This is a genomic window from Acidimicrobiales bacterium, assembly GCA_035294085.1.
Taxonomy (GTDB): Bacteria; Actinomycetota; Acidimicrobiia; order Acidimicrobiales; family Bog-793; genus DATGLP01.
Window position 1 is genome coordinate 43,473 of sequence record DATGLP010000020.1, and the last position, 17,005, is coordinate 60,477.

Annotated in this window: 16 protein-coding genes and 1 other RNA gene; 5 read left to right on the plus strand and 12 right to left on the minus strand. The window is 75.1% G+C overall.

From position 1 onward, the window contains the following. Positions 1-133: 133 nt before the first annotated feature. From trpD to VKV23_07025, 5 genes are all read right to left on the minus strand, one after another. On the minus strand, positions 134-1,240 hold the full coding sequence (gene trpD, locus VKV23_07005; GenBank protein HLI15782.1) for an anthranilate phosphoribosyltransferase: 1,107 nt from the start codon (positions 1,238-1,240) through the stop codon (positions 134-136). A 33-nt stretch (positions 1,241-1,273) separates the two neighbouring features. Further along, positions 1,274-1,504, minus strand: a complete 231-nt coding sequence (locus VKV23_07010) for a WhiB family transcriptional regulator (GenBank protein HLI15783.1) — start codon at positions 1,502-1,504, stop codon at positions 1,274-1,276. A 160-nt stretch (positions 1,505-1,664) separates the two neighbouring features. Beyond that, positions 1,665-2,264: a DUF3501 family protein gene (locus tag VKV23_07015; GenBank protein HLI15784.1), complete on the minus strand. Its 600-nt coding sequence runs from the start codon at positions 2,262-2,264 to the stop codon at positions 1,665-1,667. Further along, a complete protein-coding gene (locus VKV23_07020; GenBank protein ID HLI15785.1) occupies positions 2,261-3,550 on the minus strand; it encodes a heterodisulfide reductase-related iron-sulfur binding cluster in 1,290 nt (429 codons plus the stop codon). The genes VKV23_07015 and VKV23_07020 overlap by 4 nt, the downstream gene beginning before the upstream one ends. Before the next feature lie 81 nt (positions 3,551-3,631). Continuing rightward, on the minus strand, positions 3,632-4,054 hold the full coding sequence (locus VKV23_07025; protein HLI15786.1) for a rubrerythrin family protein: 423 nt from the start codon (positions 4,052-4,054) through the stop codon (positions 3,632-3,634). Positions 4,055-4,213: 159 nt separating this feature from the next. Here VKV23_07025 and VKV23_07030 point away from each other — a divergent pair, with 159 nt between their 5' ends. After that, a complete protein-coding gene (locus VKV23_07030) occupies positions 4,214-5,656 on the plus strand; it encodes an FGGY-family carbohydrate kinase (GenBank protein ID HLI15787.1) in 1,443 nt (480 codons plus the stop codon). A 51-nt stretch (positions 5,657-5,707) separates the two neighbouring features. Here VKV23_07030 and VKV23_07035 read toward each other — a convergent pair whose 3' ends face one another. From VKV23_07035 to VKV23_07045, 3 genes are all read right to left on the minus strand, one after another. Continuing rightward, on the minus strand, positions 5,708-7,174 hold the full coding sequence (locus tag VKV23_07035; protein HLI15788.1) for an MFS transporter: 1,467 nt from the start codon (positions 7,172-7,174) through the stop codon (positions 5,708-5,710). Positions 7,175-7,276: 102 nt separating this feature from the next. Continuing rightward, positions 7,277-8,287, minus strand: coding sequence for a dihydroorotate dehydrogenase-like protein (locus tag VKV23_07040; GenBank protein ID HLI15789.1), 1,011 nt, complete (start codon positions 8,285-8,287; stop codon positions 7,277-7,279). Next, positions 8,284-9,138, minus strand: coding sequence for a thiamine pyrophosphate-dependent enzyme (locus VKV23_07045; GenBank protein HLI15790.1), 855 nt, complete (start codon positions 9,136-9,138; stop codon positions 8,284-8,286). The genes VKV23_07040 and VKV23_07045 overlap by 4 nt, the downstream gene beginning before the upstream one ends. Before the next feature lie 278 nt (positions 9,139-9,416). Here VKV23_07045 and VKV23_07050 point away from each other — a divergent pair, with 278 nt between their 5' ends. Then, the gene (locus VKV23_07050; GenBank protein ID HLI15791.1) at positions 9,417-9,929 is read left to right on the plus strand and encodes a hypothetical protein; all 513 of its coding nucleotides are present in this window, start codon (positions 9,417-9,419) and stop codon (positions 9,927-9,929) included. Between the two features lie 1,065 nt (positions 9,930-10,994). On the opposite strand, the gene VKV23_07055 is transcribed toward VKV23_07050, so the two are convergent. Genes VKV23_07055 through xseA form a run of 3 tightly spaced genes read right to left on the minus strand, consistent with a single transcriptional unit; the run spans position 10,995 to position 14,098 of the window. Beyond that, entirely contained in the window at positions 10,995-12,203 is a 1,209-nt protein-coding gene (locus VKV23_07055; GenBank protein HLI15792.1) for an FAD-dependent oxidoreductase, read from the minus strand. A 43-nt stretch (positions 12,204-12,246) separates the two neighbouring features. Next, positions 12,247-12,474: an exodeoxyribonuclease VII small subunit gene (locus VKV23_07060; GenBank protein ID HLI15793.1), complete on the minus strand. Its 228-nt coding sequence runs from the start codon at positions 12,472-12,474 to the stop codon at positions 12,247-12,249. Between the two features lie 40 nt (positions 12,475-12,514). Beyond that, positions 12,515-14,098, minus strand: a complete 1,584-nt coding sequence (gene xseA, locus VKV23_07065; GenBank protein HLI15794.1) for an exodeoxyribonuclease VII large subunit — start codon at positions 14,096-14,098, stop codon at positions 12,515-12,517. A gap of 80 nt (positions 14,099-14,178) precedes the next feature. On the opposite strand from xseA, the gene rnpB reads away from it, so the two are divergent. The 3 genes from rnpB to VKV23_07080 all read left to right on the plus strand — a co-directional run bounded on the left by rnpB (position 14,179) and on the right by VKV23_07080 (position 15,246). After that, an RNA gene (gene rnpB, locus VKV23_07070) (RNase P RNA component class A) lies at positions 14,179-14,522 on the plus strand. Between the two features lie 86 nt (positions 14,523-14,608). After that, positions 14,609-14,794, plus strand: a complete 186-nt coding sequence (locus VKV23_07075) for a hypothetical protein (GenBank protein HLI15795.1) — start codon at positions 14,609-14,611, stop codon at positions 14,792-14,794. 170 nt (positions 14,795-14,964) lie between these two features. Continuing rightward, entirely contained in the window at positions 14,965-15,246 is a 282-nt protein-coding gene (locus VKV23_07080) for a hypothetical protein (GenBank protein HLI15796.1), read from the plus strand. A 109-nt stretch (positions 15,247-15,355) separates the two neighbouring features. Here VKV23_07080 and VKV23_07085 read toward each other — a convergent pair whose 3' ends face one another. Next, complete coding sequence (locus tag VKV23_07085; protein HLI15797.1) at positions 15,356-16,969, minus strand: hypothetical protein; 1,614 nt, start codon at positions 16,967-16,969, stop codon at positions 15,356-15,358. Positions 16,970-17,005 lie beyond the last annotated feature (36 nt).

Here is a 17,005-nt window from a genome sequence, read left to right on the forward strand (position 1 = left end):
GGAGGCCGCGAGGACCCGCACGCCTGCCACGGCCACCTGCCCCGGCGCCGTCACCGAGCGCGCAGCCCGACGTCCTCGCGCGCACCACGTTCCCGGCGTGGCGCCGACCCCCGCAGCCCTCGCACGGCGGCGCTCAGCCGCGCGCCTCGGCCGCGGCCCTCGACGCGGCGATGAAGCGCTCGAGCACCTCGAGGGCGCGCCCGGAGTCGAGCGCCTTCTCGGCGAGCTCGACCGCCTCGGCGAGGTCGCCCGCCGCGTCCCCGACGACGAGCGCCGCCGCCGCGTTCAGGACGGAGAAGTCCCGCTGGGCGCCGCGCTCGCCGGCGAGCACGGCGCGCAGCCGGGCAGCGTTCTCGCTGGCGTCGCCTCCCTGGAGCTCCTCGCGCCGAGCCGGCCGGAAGCCGAGCGCGCCGGGGTCGAGCGTGAACACGCGGCGCCGTCGCTGGCCGGACGCGTCGACGCGCGTCTCGTGCACGGTCGAGGGGGCGACCGTCGACAGCTCGTCGAGGCCGTCGTGCCCGTAGCAGACGATGGCGTGGACGGCGCCGTTCGCCTCGAGGACGTCGAGCATGCGCTCCGCCATGGCCGGGTCCCCGACGCCGACGACCTGGCGCAGGACGCGACCGGGGTTGACGAGCGGACCGAGGAAGTTGAACACCGTCGGTACGGCGAGGGCGCGGCGCAGCGCGGCGACGTGGCGCATCGCCGGGTGGAAGCGCGGCGCCCAGCAGAAGCCGAACCCGCTCGCCTCGAGGCAGGCCCGAACGCCCGCCGGGCCGAGGTCGACGACGGCGCCGAGGGCCTCGAGGACGTCGGCGGAGCCGACCCGCGAGGAGGACGCCCGGCCGCCGTGCTTCAGCACCGGAACCCCGGCACCTGCCGCGACGAGCGCGGCGATCGTCGAGACGTTGATCGTCCCGGCGCGGTCGCCGCCGGTGCCGCAGGTGTCGATGGCCTGCGAGCGCGCCGGGCCGAGGTCGACCTCCTCCCCGTGCTCGCGCATCGCGGCGACGAAGCCGCGCAGCTCGTCGGCGGTCTCGCCCTTGACGCGCAGCGCCCCGACGAGGGCAGCCGCCTGCAGCGGATCGGCCGCGCCGGAGAGGATCGAGCCGAGGGCGGCCCGCGCCAGGTCCGCGTCGAGGTCGGCGCCGCCGAAGAGCCGGGAGAGCACGGCAGGCCAGCCCCCGAGCGCCTCGAGGCCGTCTCGCGGCGCTCGGCGAGCGCCCTGCGGGCCAGTCATCGTGACGAGGTTAGAGGCTTCGAGCCAGCGCCTCTAGGCGGTCTTGCGGCGCTGGCGGATGAGTCGGCGGCGCTCGCGCTCGGTGAGGCCGCCCCACACGCCGTCGCGCTCGCGCTCGGAGATCGCGTACTCGAGGCACGGCTGGCGCACCGGGCAGAGCGCGCAGATCGCCTTGGCCTCCGCCGCCTCCTCGTCGCAGGAGGGGTAGAAGACGTCGGGGGAGATGCCCCGGCAGGCTGCTCGCTGTCGCCAGGTGGCCTTCATGGAACTGTCGCTTTCTCGTTCGTCGGAGCGGCGCATCAGCTAGGCTCGGTCAGCTGACGAGCGCCGGCCCGCCAGAGGTGGGGCCGGGCTGGGCGCGGGTGCTCCGCGGGTGGCCTTCCATTGTGCTGCGCGCCCGACCAGCTGTAAAGCCCGGTGCCTGCTAGGCGCGCCAGTCGTCGAGGATCGACGCCTTCGTCGCCGCGCCGAGCTCCGTCTCGTACCGGTAGGCGGGGTGGTCGATGGCGAGCACTGCCGGCTCCGCGGCGAAGCGACGGCGGGCCGGCGCGTCGAGGCGCAGTCGCACGTAGTGCACGGACGCCGTCGTCTCCTCGCGGGTGAGCTGCGCGGCGTGCGAGGGGTCGACGTCGGCGCGCACGACCGTCGCCGACGGGCCCTCCCCGACGCGCAGCAGGACGGCGCGCTCGATGCCGACGAGCTTCGGGAGCCACTCGCGCAGCTCCGCCTCGGAGGTGAGCTCGACGAACAGCGTCGCCGAGAGCTCGCCGATGCCGGGGATGAGCGGGTTGTAGACGTCGAGCTCGTGCTGGACCTGCTCGTCGCTCGTCATCCGCTCCGCCCGCGCCATCTCCTGGACCTGGAAGCGGATCGTCGTGCGGTTCTCGAAGACGACGGTGACGAGCGGCCCGATGGGCACCCGCCGGTGCCGCTTCAGCTCGATGACCGACCGGCGGAAGGCCTCGCGCTCGCGCTCGTAGGCGCGCTGGTCGAGGATGTCGGCGAGGGTGAGCGGACCGCTCACTCGGACCCCTCGATGCCGTAGGCGCGCGCCAGCAGCTGCACCGGGTGCAGCGGCCGTCGGCCGGTCTCCTCCCGGATCGCGCTGTTCGCCAGATGGCAGTCCCCGCACACGGTGGCGTCGCCCGATTCCTCGACGGCACGAGCGAGCGGCCGGGCCACCCGGCGCGCCAGCTCGTAGTTCTCCCGCCGGTAGCCCCAGGTCCCGTCGATCCCCGAGCAGCGCTCGATGAGGGAGACCTTCGCCCCGAGCAGCTCGAGGAGCTCCTTGCCCCTCGCACCTTGCTGCTCGGCCCGCAGGTGGCAGGCGCGGTGGTAGGCGACGTCCGACGGCGTGGGGCCGGTGAACTCGGTGTCGAGCCCCTCGCGCCGATGGAGCGCGACGAGGTGCTCGGCCGGGTCGAAGGTGTGCGCGGCGACCAGGTCCGCGTCGGTCCCCGGGGCGTAGATCGGGTAGTCCTTCTTCACGACGTAGGCGCAGGTGGGCTGGGCGACGATGACGTCGCGCCCGGCGCGCACCTCCCTCGCCAGCACGGCGACGTTCCGCCGCGCCGCGCGGCGGAACCGCTCGACGTCCCCGCCGTGCAGCCACGGCGCGCCGCAGCAGCGGGCGCCCGCGGGCAGGCTGCAGGCGACCCGGTTGCGCTCGTAGACACCGACGAGCGCGCGGCCGATCGCCGGCTCCATGTACTCGATGAAGCACGTCGGGAAGACGCTCACCTCCGCCCTCGGCGACTCGAGCGCGCTCGGCCGCCGGCGGACCCAGGTGCTGAAGCGCTCCCGCGCGTAGGGGGGGAGCACCCGTCCGGCTGCCACGCCGACGCTCGCCTCCATCACCTTGCGGGCGAGCGTGCCCGGCGTGCCGGTGACGGCGTTGACGAGCGGCGCGGCGAGCGTCGACACACGGCCGACGAGGTCGGTGCGCGCCAGGACCTGGTCGGCGAGCCGCTCGGCGAGCGGGCGGCCCGGCGTCGCGTGCCGCACGGCGCGCGCCCGCATCATGAGGCGGGGGAAGTCGAGCGCCCACTCGTGGGGCGGCACGTAGGGGCACTTCAGGTAGCAGAGCTTGCACTGGTAGCACTCGTCGACGACGCGGTCCTGCTCGGCGGCCGTGAGCTCGCCCACGGCGCCGTCCTTGGCGTCGATCATCTCGAACAGCGAGGGGAACGCCGGGCAGAGGTTGAAGCAGAGGCGGCAGCCGTGGCAGATGTCGAACACCCGCGTCATCTCGGCGCGCAGGTCCGGCGCGGCGAGGTAGGCCGGATGCGTCGGGTCGTAGGTCGTCGTCATGGCGTCTCCCCTCCCCGGAGGAGCCCGTCCAGGCCACGGCACCGCCCCGGTGCCCGCCGGGGCGGTGCCGCCGCGTGGCGCTCAGCTGGCGATCGAGCTCAGCCCCTGCTGGAAGCGGCCGGCGTGGCTCTTCTCGGCGCGCGCCAGCGTCTCGAGCCACTCCGCGATCTCCTCGAACCCCTCCTCGCGGGCGACCCGCGCGAACCCCGGGTACATCTCCGTGTACTCGTAGGTCTCGCCGGCGATGGCCGAACGCAGGTTGTCCGCCGTCGAGCCGACCGGCTCCCCCGTCACCGGGTCGCCGACCTCGCGCAGGAAGTCGAAGTGCCCGAAGGCGTGCCCGGTCTCGCCCTCGGCCACGGAGCGGAACAGCGCAGCGACGTCGGGGTACCCCTCGACGTCGGCCTTCTGGGCGAAGTAGAGGTAGCGGCGGTTCGCCTGGCTCTCGCCCGCGAAGGCCTCCTTCAGGTTCGCCTCGGTCCGTGAGTTCTTGAGCTGCGGCACGGCTCTCCCTTCTCTCGCTGGATCCCTCACTCGGAACAGTCGTTCGACTAGCTCCAACCTTAGTCTGTTTCCAAAGGCTCCCGGCGCCGCCGGGCGGGCCCATCCGCCGCGAGGCCCCGCTGTGGCAGGCTCGCGCACCGTGCGGCAGCGGGAGGCGTGGTGAGCATCGCCGTCGTCGACGTCGGCACGAGCAGCGTACGCGCGTCGATCGTGGCCGACGACGGTGTCGTGCGCCACCAGGAGCAGCGACCCTTCCCCGTCAGCCGGCCGACCCCCGGCGTCGCCGAGCTCGACGCCGCGGCCCTCGCCCGCTCCGCGCTCGAGGTGGCGAGCGCCGCGATCGCCGCGGCCGGGAAGGTCGACGCGCTCGCCATCGCGACCCAGCGGGCCTCCACCGTCGTGTGGGAGCGTGCGACCGGCCGGCCCGTCGCCCCCGGGATCGGCTGGGAGGACCTCCGCACGGTCGGCCGCTGCCTCGCCCTCCGCCCCTCGGGCATCCGTCTCGCCCCGAACCAGTCGGCGACCAAGCTCGCCCTCCTCCTCGAGCAGGTCGACGCAACCGACCGGCGCGCACTGTGCTTCGGGACGCTCGACACCTGGATGGCCTGGACCTTCACGGGCGGCAAGCTGCACGTGACCGACGCGACGAACGCCGCGGTCACCGGTCTCGTGCTCGAGGACGCCTCGGGGTGGGACGAGCGAGTCCTCGACGCGCTGGCGATCCCCCCCGAGGTCCTCCCTGAGATCGTCGACTCGGCCGGCCTGCTGGCACCGGCGAGCGCCCTGCCCGGCGCGCCGGTCATCGCCGCGCTCGTCGCCGACCAGCAGGCCTCCCTCGTCGGACAGGGCTGCCTCGAGCCGGGCAGCGCGAAGGGCACCTTCGGGACCGGCGCCATGCTCGACGCGACGGTCGGGACCATACGACCGCCCTTTCCCACCCGCGGACCAGGCGGAACCTTCCCGATCGTCGCCTGGCGCCTCGCCGGGCGCACGACGTGGGGGCTCGAGGCCATCATGCTCGCCGCGGGCAGCTGCCTCGCGTGGCTGCGCGACGGCCTCGGCCTGCTCGGTGACGTCGCCGAGTCCGACTCGCTCGCCGCGAGCGTGCGGGACGCCGGCGGGGTGATCTTCGTCCCCGCGCTCGCCGGGATGGGCAGCCCGGTGTGGGACTTCGGCGCGCGCGGGGCGTTCATCGGGCTCAGCGCGTCGACGAGCCGCGCCGAGCTCGTGCACGCTGTCCTCGAGGGCATCGCCCAGCGCGGTGCCGACCTGCTCGAGGCGCTCGAGGCCGACGGCGGCCGGCGCGTCGAGCAGCTGCGGGTCGACGGCGGCATGAGCGCCAACGCCTCGTTCCTCCAGCTCCTCGCGAACGCCCTGCAGCGCCCGGTCCTCGCCTCGGGCGCGCTCGACGCGACGACGCTCGGTGCGGCCTTCCTCGCCGGGACGGCGGTCGGCACCTGGGGAGCGCTCGAGGAGACGGCGCAGCTGAACCCGCCGCGCGCCGTGATCGAGCCGCGGCGCCGGCTCGATCGAGAGCGCTGGCTCGACGCGCGGGCGAGGGCGCTGCGCACCGTCCCGAGCCTCTCGGCCCTCGACTTCTGAGCGACGAGCACGCGAGCGAGGACGGCGGGCTCGCACGCCGGCTCCGGCACCTCACCGGCGTGCCACACCCTCGGGGCAGCCGAGGGCCAGGGAGGGCGGCCGGCTCGCCGGGCCCAGGTCGGCCGCTCCGGCGCACGCCGCCGGGCTCCCCCCTTCGGGCCAGCCCCCCCGGTGGCCCTCGGGGGGCGGCGCCTCGCCCCGGGAGTCGCGAGCGGCGCGTCGGCGCGTCGCCAGCGCAGCGGCCGCGACGCTCGCAGCCGTCACGACGCCGAAGGCGACGATGCCGGGCCGGACGCCGAGGCGGCCGGCGACCTCGCCGAGCAGGAACCCCCCGACCGGCGTCGTCCCACCCATGAGGAGCACGTAGATGCCCATCACGCGCCCGCGCAGGTGGTCGGGTGCGAGCAGCTGCAGGCGCGTGTTCGCCGTGATCGTCACGACGATGCTCGCGACGCCACCGCCCGCGACGAGGAGCAAGCTGGCGAGGTACGAGCGCGACAGGCCGACGAGCGCGAGCGCAGCCCCGAGCGCGAGCGCCCCCTCGACGAGGCGGCGCTCGCTCGCCCGGCGGTCACGGGCGAGGAGCAGCGCCGCGAGGAGCGAGCCGGCACCGAACGCCGCCATGAGGTCGCCGAAGCCGGTCACCTGGCGGTGCACGAGGAAGCGGGCGACGAGCGGCATCACCACCTGCCAGTTCAACCCGAAGAGGCTGGCGGCGCCGAAGACGAGCACGACCCGGCGGATCGGCCCCGAGGAGCAGGCAAAACGCCAGCCGTCGCGCAGCTCTGCGAGCATCGACGCAGCCGGCCGGCCGCGCCGCGGCGGGCTGTGGGCGGGGCGGATGACGCCGAGCACGGCGATGGCGGGAAGGAAGCTCGCCGCGTTGAGGAAGAGCGCACCGGGCACGCCCCACGCGGCGACCGCCACGCCGCCGAGCGCGCCGCCGAGCATGCGGGCCGAGTTGAACTGCACGCTGTTGAGCGCCACGGCGTCGGCGACGAGGCGCCGCCCGACGAGCTCCGGGACGAAGGCCTGCTGGGCCGGGTTGTTGAGCGCGTTCGTCGTGCCGAGCGCGAACGCCAGCACCCCGACCTCCCAGAGCCGGACCGCGCCGGTGGCCACCAGCGCGCCGAGCGCAACGGCCTGCCCGGCAGACGCGCTCTGGGTCGCGACGAGCAGCCGGCGGCGCGGGAGGCGGTCGGCGACGACGCCACCGAGCGGAGCGAAGGCGAGCAGCGGGAGGAACTGCAGGAGGGTGACCGTGCCGAGCCACACGCCAGCGCGCGAGGGCGTGCGGGCGAGCTCGAGCACGAGCCACGCCTGGGCGACCGTCTGGGACCAGCTGCCGAGGCCGGAGAGGAGCTGGCTCGCCCAGTACCAGGCAAAGCTGCGGACGCGCAGCGCCGCGACGACGTGGCGCCAGGAGACCGCGTCGTCCTGCGGCAGCGCAGGCCCGCTGCCCGGCGCCTGCGAGTCGCCCCCGGGGTCGGCCGGGCCGACCGGTCGCGCGCGCTCCACGTCGCTCGAGGCTCGCCCGGCGCGCGCCGACCCGCCAGGGGCATTGGCCCCATCGCCCCGCTGCCCGGGCCGGACGTCAAGCAGCCGGGGCCAGCCGGCAGGTCACCACGGTCCGGTGGTGCTCGCGTTCGCGGCCTGCATCGCAGCGACGTAGTCGGCACGGGCGCCGGCGTCGCCGACGCCCGCCGGCGCGGCGAGCAGGCCGCGCAGCTGCTCGAGGCGGCCGAAGCCCTTGCGCGCCATCCAGGCGCGCAGGCCCTCGAGCAGGACCGCCACGTGATCGAGGCCGTGCCGCAGCAGGGCCGACGTGCTCATGACGACGTCCGCCCCGGCGAGCAGGTAGCGAGCGAGGTCCTCGGGGCCTTCGACACCGGTCGTCGCGGCGAGCGCGACGTCCAGTCGCCGGCGCAGCAGCGCGATCCACGTGCGCGCGAGGCGTCCCTCCGCCGGCGTGGACAGCCCGATCCCAGGCACCAGCGCGAAGGACTCCGGGTCGATGTCGGGATGCAGGAAGCGGTTGAAGAGCACCAGCCCGTCGGCCCCGGCCTCGACGAAGCGGCGCGCCATCTCGCCGACGGAGCTGTAGTAGGGGCTCATCTTCACCGCCACCGGCACGCCGACCGAGGCCTTGACGAGGCCGAGGACCTCGACGTGGCGCTCCTCGACGGCGCGTCCGGTGACCTCGGGGCCGACCGGCGCCGAGTAGAGGTTGAGCTCGATCGCCGACGCCCCCGCGTCCTGCAGCTGGCGCGCGGCGGCGGTCCAGCCCCCCGTCGTGACGCCGTTGAGCGACCCGATCACCGGGATCGGGATGCTCGCCCGGGCCCGCTCGAGCAGGCTCAGGTACTGGCGGGGACCAGCGTCGGCACCGGGGACCGCCGGGAAGTAGGTGAGCGACTCGGCGAAGCTCTCGCTGCCCGCCTCGACGAGGCGCGCCTGGCGATCGCTCTGCGCGCGGACCTCCTCCTCGAACAGCGAGTGCAGCACGATCGCACTGACCCCGGCGTCGGCCAGTCGGCGGATCCCCTCGAGGGTGTACGAGAGCGGCGACGGCGAGGCGACGAGCGGGTGCGCGAGCTCGAGGCCGAGGTAGGTCGTGCGAAGGTCCGTCACCGCTGCTTGCGGGCGTCGGCGGGGAACCTCCCCGCGGGACGCGTCGCCATCTCCTCGTAGACAGCCCAGCGCTGCAGCACCGCCGCCTGCGCCAGGGACCCGAGACGCTCGGCCTCGGCCGGGTCGGTCCCGGCGAGCATCGAGTAGCGCAGCTCGCGGCGTGTGTAGTCCGAGAGCGGGATCCTCGGCCGCGGCGAGTCGAGGAGGAAGGGGTTCGCCCCGGCGCTGCGCAGCAGGGGGTCGTAGCGGATGAGCGGCCAGTAGCCGCTCGCCGTCGCCCGGTACTGCTGGGCGAGGCCGTCTCGCATGTCGATGCCGTGCGCGATGCAGTGGCTGTAGGCGATGACGAGCGACGGGCCGTCGTAGGCCTCGGCCTCGCGCAGCGCGGTGAGCGTCTGCTGGGGGTCGGCGCCCATCGCGACACGGGCGACGTAGACGCTGCCGTAGGCGATCGCCTGCAGGGCGAGGTCCTTCTTCTCGACGGTCTTGCCGGCCGCGGCGAACTTCGCCACGGCGCCGAGCGGCGTGGCCTTCGACGCCTGGCCGCCGGTGTTCGAGTACACCTCGGTATCGAGGACCAGCACGTTCACGTCCCTGCCGCTCGCGAGCACGTGGTCGAGGCCGCCAGCCCCGATGTCGTAGGCCCAGCCGTCCCCGCCGACGATCCAGACGCTGCGCCGCAGCAGGTGGTCGGCGACGCTCGCGAGGTCGTCGGCCGCGGGCGAGTCGAGCGTTGCGAGGCGCCGGCGCAGGGTCGCGATGCGCGCCCGCTGGGCGGCGAGCTCGGACTCGCTCCGCTGGGGCGCGCCGAGCAGGGCGTCGACGAGCTCGGCGCCGAGCGCGTCGCGCAGCTCGACGAGACGGGCGCGCGACGGCGGCGTGGTGGTCCGCCGCGAGGCGCAGGCCGAGCCCGAACTCGGCGTTGTCCTCGAACAGCGAGTTCGACCACGCCGGCCCCCGGCCGTTCTCGTCGGTCGTCCAGGGCGTGGTCGGGAGGTTCCCGCCGTAGATCGACGAGCAGCCCGTGGCGTTGGCGATCACGGCCCGGTCGCCGAAGAGCTGGGACACGAGCCGGAGGTAGGGGGTCTCGCCGCACCCGGCGCAGGCACCGGAGAACTCGAACAGCGGCGTGAGGAACTGCGCGCCGCGCACCGTCGCGAAGTCCACCCGGGGTCGCTCGACGGCGGGCAGGGACTCGAAGAACGCGACGTGCTCGCGGCTCGACGCGACGAGCGGCTCGCGCCAGGCGAGGTTGATCGCCCGGCGGGTCGGCTCGGTGGGCGCCACCGTCCGCTCGGCGGGCACCATGTCGCCGCCGGCGAAGACGCCCGGCGCTCCGGTCATCATCGAGGAGGACACGACGACGGTGCCGTCGGGCGCGAGAGCGACCCCGGGGACCGAGCGGAGGAAGGCGGTGTCGCTCTCCTGGCCGAGCGCGAGGATCAGGCTGTCGGCGGGGAGGGTCTCGAGGCGTCCGGTCGGGTGCGGGACGCCGGCGTCGTCGAGCTCCATCGCCTCCACGACGAGCTCGTGGCCCTCGAAGGCGCTGATGGTGCGCAGCCAGTTGATCGTGACGCCCTCGGCCTCGGCCTCGGCCGCCTCCTCGGCGTGGGCGGGCATCTGCGCCCGGGTGCGCCGGTAGATGACGAGGGCATCGGTGGCGCCGAGGCGCCTGGCTGTGCGCGCCGCGTCCATCGCCGTGTTGCCGCCGCCGTAGACCGCGACGCGGCGGCCGAGCGCCGGCCGCTCGCCCTCGGCCACGGCCCTGAGGAACGACACCGCGTCGAGAATGCGCCCGGCGTCGCGCGCGGGGATGTCGACGCGCTTCGACAGATGGGCGCCGACCGCGACGAACACGGCGTCGAACGCTCCCTCGCGCCGCTCGGCCTCGAGGTCCTCGACCCGGTGGCCGCGCACGACGCGCACGCGAAGGCCGCCGAGGCGCTCGACCTCCGCGTCGAGCACGTCGCGTGGCAGCCGGTAGGCGGGGATGCCGTAGCGCATCATCCCGCCCGGCTGCGCGCCGGCGTCGCGGACCTCGACCTCGTGCCCCCGGCGGGCGAGGTGGTAGGCGGCGGACAGTCCGCTCGGACCGGCACCGACGACGAGCACCCGCCTGCCCGTGGGCGGCGGCGGCCCGGGCAGCGGCCAGCCACGCTCCAGCGCGAGGTCGCCGAGGAAGCGCTCGAGCGCGTGGATCGACACCGCCTCGTCGAGCTCCGCCCGGTTGCAGGCGTCTTCGCAGGGGTGGTAGCAGACGCGCCCCTCGATCGCGGGGAACGGGTTGTCGGCCACGAGGAGCTGCCAGGCCTGCTCGTGACGGCCCGCCTCGATCGAGGCGAGCCACGCCTGGACGTTCTCGCCGGCAGGGCACGCCGCGTTGCAGGGGGGCAGGAGGTCGACGTAGACGGGTCGGCGGGTTCGGACTGGCCCGGCCCACGACCGACCGTGGACGAGATCGGGCAGGGTCGTGAGGTCGGGCCGTCTCACGGCTCGAGCCCCGGCGCGAGCGGGGCGGGACCGTGCCGACGGGCGCGAGCGCACGGCGGCGGCCCGCACGCGAGGAGCGAGGTCTCAGGTGGTGCCGGCGCGAGGTACGACGCGCCCACAGCCTACGGCGCGAGCGCGCGCCGCTGCGAGCGGGGCACGCGACGGCGCGCCGCCGGCGTCGCGCCCGGCCCGTGGCCCGCGCGCGGGCCGCACCCGCTCACGGCACGAGGAGGCTCCGGGCCTCGGCGAGCGGGGCGCCGCGCGCGACCAGCGGCCGGAGGGCGGTGACCTGGCGGGGACGGCCGAAGCCGACGACCCCGCTGAGGCGTCCGGCACGCACGCAGCAGGCCACGAAGCGCCCGGATGCGAGGCTGCCGTCGATCACCTCCACGTCGTCCTCGGGCATCGGCAAGCCGAGTGCCTGCACCTTCGTGTCGAAGTGGTCCGACCAGAAGTACGGGACCGGGACGTACGGCGGCGGTGCGCCCTCGGCGAGGAGGCTCGCAGCCGCGTGCGCGCCCTGCTCCGCCGCGTTCGTCCAGTGCTCGAGGCGGACGAGGCCGCGAGCGGCCGGGTGCGGCCACCGGGCGACGTCGCCCGCGGCCGCGACCCCGGGAGCGGCGAGCAGGGCGGCGTCGCAGACGACGCCGTCCTCGAGGCGGAGCCCCGAGCCAGCGAGCCAGTCGACCTCGGGGACGACCCCGATCGCCACGAGCACGACGTCGGCTGGGAGGCGGGAGCCGTCGGTCAGCTCAACCGCCTCCACGTGGCCCTCTCCCGCCAGCGCCCGCACCCCGACCCCGGTGCGCACCACGACACCGCGGCGCTCGTGCAGGGCCCGCAGCGCGGCGCCCAGCTCGGCGGCGAGCACGCGCCCGAGCGGCTCGGCGAGCGGCTCCACGACCGTCACCTCGCAGCCGAGCTCGCGAGCCGTCCCGGCCACCTCCATGCCGAGGAAGCCGCCGCCGACGACGACGAGGCGAACGCTGGGCTCGCCGAGGGCGTCGCGCAGGGCGAGCGCGTCGCCCCGGCTCCGCAGGGTGTGGACGCCCTTCAGGTCGCGCGCCCCCGGCAGCGTGCGCGGCGTGGCCCCCGTGGCGATGACGACCCCGTCGAAGGCGACCTCGGAGCCGTCCTCGAGCTCGCAGCGACGACCCTCGACGTCGAGCGCGCTCGCCCGCACGCCGAGGCGGGCGTCGAGCTGGAGGGACTCGAGGTGCTCGCGCGTGCACAGCGCGAGCGCCGGCTCGTCGAGCCGTCCGGCGAGGAAGCGCTTGGACAGCGGCGGGCGGTCGTAGGGGAGGCCGGCCTCCGCGCCGACGAGGACGATGCGGCCGGCGTGGCCGAGCGCGCGCAGCTGCTCGCAGGCGCGCAGTCCCGCGAGCGACGAGCCGACCACGAGGACCGTGCCGGCCCGCTCGACCACGGCCGCCCCGCCTCCCAAGGACGCGCCGGGTGCTCCCGCTGGCTCAGGTGGCATCGGCGCTCCCCTGCTCGCCCCCGATGCCCTCGAGGCGGGGCAGCAGCGCGTCGACGCGCGCCCGAGCGCCCCGGATGCGCCGATCCAGCTCCTCGACGATCTCGACGGCGCGCTGGAAGCGGACCTCGAGCACGTCGACGTCCACGACGCCGTTGTCGAGCTCGCCGATGATGCCGTCGAGCTCGGCCGCGGCGTCCCGGTACGACAGCTCGCTCACCGGCACCTCGCCTGCACCCGGCGCGACCTCGTCGATCGCCCTACCCCCTCGCGTGCCCGGCTGGCGCGCCCAACCGGTGCTCCTCCTGGGCGCTGCGCAGCGCCTCCACCCTCGTCACGACGCTACCGTCGCTGACGGTCACCCGCAGGCGCTCCCCGGGGCGGCGCCCGACGACGGAGCGAACGATCCGTCCCGCCTCGTCTCGCGTGAGCGACCAGCCGCGCTCGAGCTGACGACGCGGGTCGTACGCGCGCAGCACCTGGCGACGACGGCCCACCTCCTGGGCCTCGGCCGCCGTGCGCCGGGCGAGCGCGTCGACGAGCGCCCGCCGGCGCGACGCGAGCGTCTGCCGGGCGCGCTCGAGCTCGACGACCGCGGCGCGCTCGACACGGCTGCCGCGCACGACGAGCTCGTGGAGGTGCAGCTCGAGCTGGTGGCGCGCCCCGCTGCGCAGCGTGCGCGCCTGCCCGTCGAGGCCGTGGCGGGCCGCCTCGAGGCGGGCGCGCGCCAGGCCGGAGAGCTCCCCGACACATTGGCGCACGGCGTCCCAGTACTCGCGCACGGCGGCGACCACCGCCTCGCCGCAGGCGGTCGGCGTGATGTACGAGCGGTGGGCGACCTCGTCGGCGACCGAGCGGTCGCCCGTGTGGCCGATGCCGGTCCACACGGGGAAGGGCGCGGTCGCGATCGCCCGCGCGACGACCTCGTCGTCGAACGCGGCGAGGTCGCCCCTCGCCCCGCCGCCGCGCACGACGACGGCGAGGTCCGGCTGGAACGCGACGAGGCGGCCGAGGGCCGCTGCGAGCTGGGCCGGTGCCTCCGGCCCCTGCACGAGCGAGCCCTCGAGGCGCACGACGAAGGCGAAGCCCGAGCGCTCCAGCTGGCCGACGAAGTCGCGGTGCGCCTCGCTCCCGGGGCTCGTGACGACCCCGACGCGCAGCGGCACGGGCGGGAGGGGGCGTCGGCGGTTCGCGTCGAGGAGCCCCTCGGCCTCGAGCGTGGCGAGCAGCCGCCGGCGCGCCGCGGCGATGCTGCCGAGGAGCGCCTCCACGTCGAGGGCCGTGAGGGTGAGGCTCAGCTTGCTGGACCGGTCCAGGACGGAGACCCGACCTCGCACGCGTACCACCCGGCCGATCTCGAGCTCGACGCCGGCCGCCGCGAGCGCCGCCGCGATCGGCGGCCAGTCGCGTGCCCAGCAGACGACCTCGAGCTGCTGGGAGGCACGCCCGCCGGGCGAGTCGTGGTCGGCGAGCTCGAGGTAGCGATGCCCGCCACGCTCGCGCAGGTTGCGGATCTCCCCCGCCACCCAGACCTCCCCCGCGAACTCCCGGTCGATCGCGCGCCGCACCCGCTCGTAGAAGGCGGCGATGCTGAGGGTCTCCGCCTCCGCATCGGAGGCGGCCGCGGTGTCCTCCGGTGGTACGGCCGCTCGCGCCGTCCCCTGCGCCCGGAGACCCTCGATCCGCTGGCGAAGCTGCGCAGCCGTGTCCAGGGGTCGGCGCGAGCGGCGCCCTGTGGGCGCGGCCCGTGCGACCGGCCTCGGCTCGTCGGGTACCGCCCCCTCGCCGCGCGCGTCGAGGCCGAACTCGAAGCGCAGCTCCTCGGGAGCGCCGCCGCTCGCCATGGCAGCAGGCTAACGCCCGGCCGTCTCCCCGGCGTGGAGCGCGCACAGCGTCGGTGCGTGCGGCACAATGGGGGAGGCGGCGAGCCGACCGGGTGGCCGCGTTCCGCCGGGTGAGCCGGTGGGATGAGGAAGGTCGGGGCTCCACAGGGCAGGGTGCTGGCTAGCGGCCAGTCGGGGTGACCCGCAGGAAAGTGCCACAGAGAACAGACCGCCGATGGCCTTCGGGCACAGGCAAGGGTGAAACGGCGCGGTAAGAGCGCACCGCGACCTGGGTGACCAGGTCGGCACGGCAAACCCCACCCGGAGCAAGGCCAAGCGTGGGACGGGTGGCCCGCCCGACGTCCCCAGGTAGGCCGCGTAGATGGATGGCCACCCCCCGGGCGCAGCCCGGGGACAGAACCCCGCCTACAGGTCGACTCGCCGCCGCGACCTGCTCAGATGTGCGGAAATGGCGTCCGAGCAGGTCAGTTATATCGTCGCTGTCTCGCACCGTCGCGCGTCGTCTCGCGGATGCTCGCGGACGTCTCGCAGACGAGGAAGGGCCCGCGACCGACCGCCGCGACGACGCATGACGACGGATACGGCGGCGATGCGCTCCCGGACCGGCTTCGCTCCCCGAACGAGGTGATCGGGGCGATCCGCGCCGCGGTCGGGGAGGACTTCGTCGTCGGCGTGGAGCTCCCCTCGTCCTCGTGACAGGAGGTCGACGACGCGGCGGGCGTCACCGAGACCGCGACCGAGCTCGCGACGATCGTCGCCCGCTTCGAGGAGGCCCGGGTCGACCGTCTCGAGGCCTCCTCCTGGAGGCTCGGGTCCCCACGTAGCCGGCGTCCGACCGCGGCCTCGCGGGGTGGACGCGCGCCGTCGTGCGCGTCCCGGTCATGGTCGTCGGCGGCGTAGGCCTCGGCGTCGACGTGATGGAGACCCTCGGGCCGCGCGGTACGGGTCGCGCCGGCCTGCGCGAGCTCGCGCGCCGCCGCCGAGGTGCGTTCGACCTCGTCGGCGTCGGCCGGAGCCAGGTCGGTGACCCCGACCGGATCGCGAAGGTCCGCCGCGGCGTCCTCGAGGAGATCCGCGGCTTCACCCGCGCTGACGTCAGCGATGGCGGCGAACTCCCCACGGCGGTCGCCGACGCCCACCGGCACTGACTCCTCGGGCTACGCGGGCCCCGCGCGCCGGAAGCTCGGCCCGCGGGGACCCGCGGCCCGGAGAGCTGGGGCGGGTCCGCATCGAACAGGCCAGTCCGGACCGCGCCAGTCAGGACCTCCGCGCCGAGAGGTGCCGGTTGCGGCTCGCCGCCCGGCGCGCGCTGCGCTCGACGAGCGTGAGGGACCGCACGCTCGCCCTGCCGTTCGCGACGACGGTCACCCGCACGACCACCCGGTGGGTGCGCGCGAGGAGGAGCCGTCCCGACCGATCGAGCGGCACCGACAGGGTGTGGACGCCGGATCCGGCGGCGTAGGTGCGCGCCCCGAGCGTGAGGACACGCCGGCGGAGAACCGTGCGCACGACCTGATGACCGTGGACGACGACGGGGGTCTCGATCCGCTCGAGCACCGTAGCTCGGAGGCGGACGCTGCCGCGACACGTCGCGACGAGACAGGTGAGCCGGATCGTCGCCTGCCTCCCTCCCGGCGCGACCAGGGCCGCGCCGCTCCCGAGCGTCGCCGCGACCGAGAGGTGCGTCCCGCCCACCGGCGCGCTGGTCGTCGTCGGCGAGCTCGTCGTTGCCGGTGCGCTCGTCGTCGTCGGCACGCCCGTCGTCGGCGTCCCCGGCGCGGCGGTCGCGACGACCTGACCCGAGCCGTCCCCCGCGACGCAGAAGCTCGTCGACGCGCACGCGAGGGACGTAAGGGCCTGTCCCGGGTCGACGACGCTCGCGGTCCACGACGACCCGCCAGCGGACGGGTTGTCGGAGACGAGGACCTGACCGCCCACGTCGGTGGCGACACAGAAGCTCGTCGTGGGGCAGGAGATCGCGGTGATCTTGGACGAGGCGACCGAGGATGCAGTGGACCAGTTGACCTCGTTGGTCGGATCGCCGTTCGCGGTGAGGATGTTCCCCGCGTTGTCCCCGGCCACGCACAAGCTCGTCGAAGGACAGGAGACCGCGGTGACCATGTTCTTCCCGTCGACGTCGCCGACGTCGATCCACGCGGTCGAACTGGTGGTGTTCGTGGGCTGCGTCGAGGCGAAGACGTCCGCGGGGCTCAGCTGGCTGCTCCACTGGCCGCCGACGACACAGAGCGCGCTCGAGGGGCACGAGATCGAGCTGAACGCACTGGTCGTGAGCGTGTCCCAGGACTCAGCGTTGTCGAGCGACCAGGCTGACGACTGTCCGGTCGGAGTCGTCGAGAAGAACGCGCGCCACTGCGCGTCGACGAAGACGCACAGGTCGGTGGACGGGCAGGAGATCGAGGTGATGTCGCGGCTGTAGGTGTCGACGGTTGGGACGGTGGTCCACGACGAGCTCGCGGGATCCGTCGAGAAGAGGACCGACGAGTTGTTGTCGACGGCGACGCAGAGGCCCGTCGAGGGACACGAGATCGAGGTGATCGTGTTGGTCCCGTCGACGTTCACGCGTGTCCAGGTCGCCGCCCCGTCGGTCGAGTAGAGGATGTTCCCCGTGTCGTCCCCGGCGACACAGAGCGTGCTCGACGGACACGCGAGCGCGGTGATGATGCTGGAGGCCTGGTCGATCGAGGTCGGCGGACCCCAGCTCGGCGCGGCGCTCGCGCGGGGGGCGCCGAGGAGCGCGACGGCCGCGCCCCCGAGGCCGAGTGCGACGGCGAGGAGCGCGCCGAGCGCGCTCGCGCGCCATCTCCGGCGCACCCCGGTCGCCTCGCCCGTGATCGGACCCCTCGCCTGCACCCTCGCTCCCTTCTCTCGGTTCCCGGACTTCTCCCC

Coding starts and splice junctions, on each gene's coding strand:
- xseA (HLI15794.1), bottom strand. CDS start 14,098: ATGGCGAGCGGCGGCGCTCCCGAGGAGCTGCGCTTCGAGTTCGGCCTC.
- VKV23_07075 (HLI15795.1), top strand. CDS start 14,609: ATGCTCGCGGACGTCTCGCAGACGAGGAAGGGCCCGCGACCGACCGCC.
- VKV23_07020 (HLI15785.1), bottom strand. CDS start 3,550: ATGACGACGACCTACGACCCGACGCATCCGGCCTACCTCGCCGCGCCG.
- VKV23_07010 (HLI15783.1), bottom strand. CDS start 1,504: ATGAAGGCCACCTGGCGACAGCGAGCAGCCTGCCGGGGCATCTCCCCC.
- trpD (HLI15782.1), bottom strand. CDS start 1,240: ATGACTGGCCCGCAGGGCGCTCGCCGAGCGCCGCGAGACGGCCTCGAG.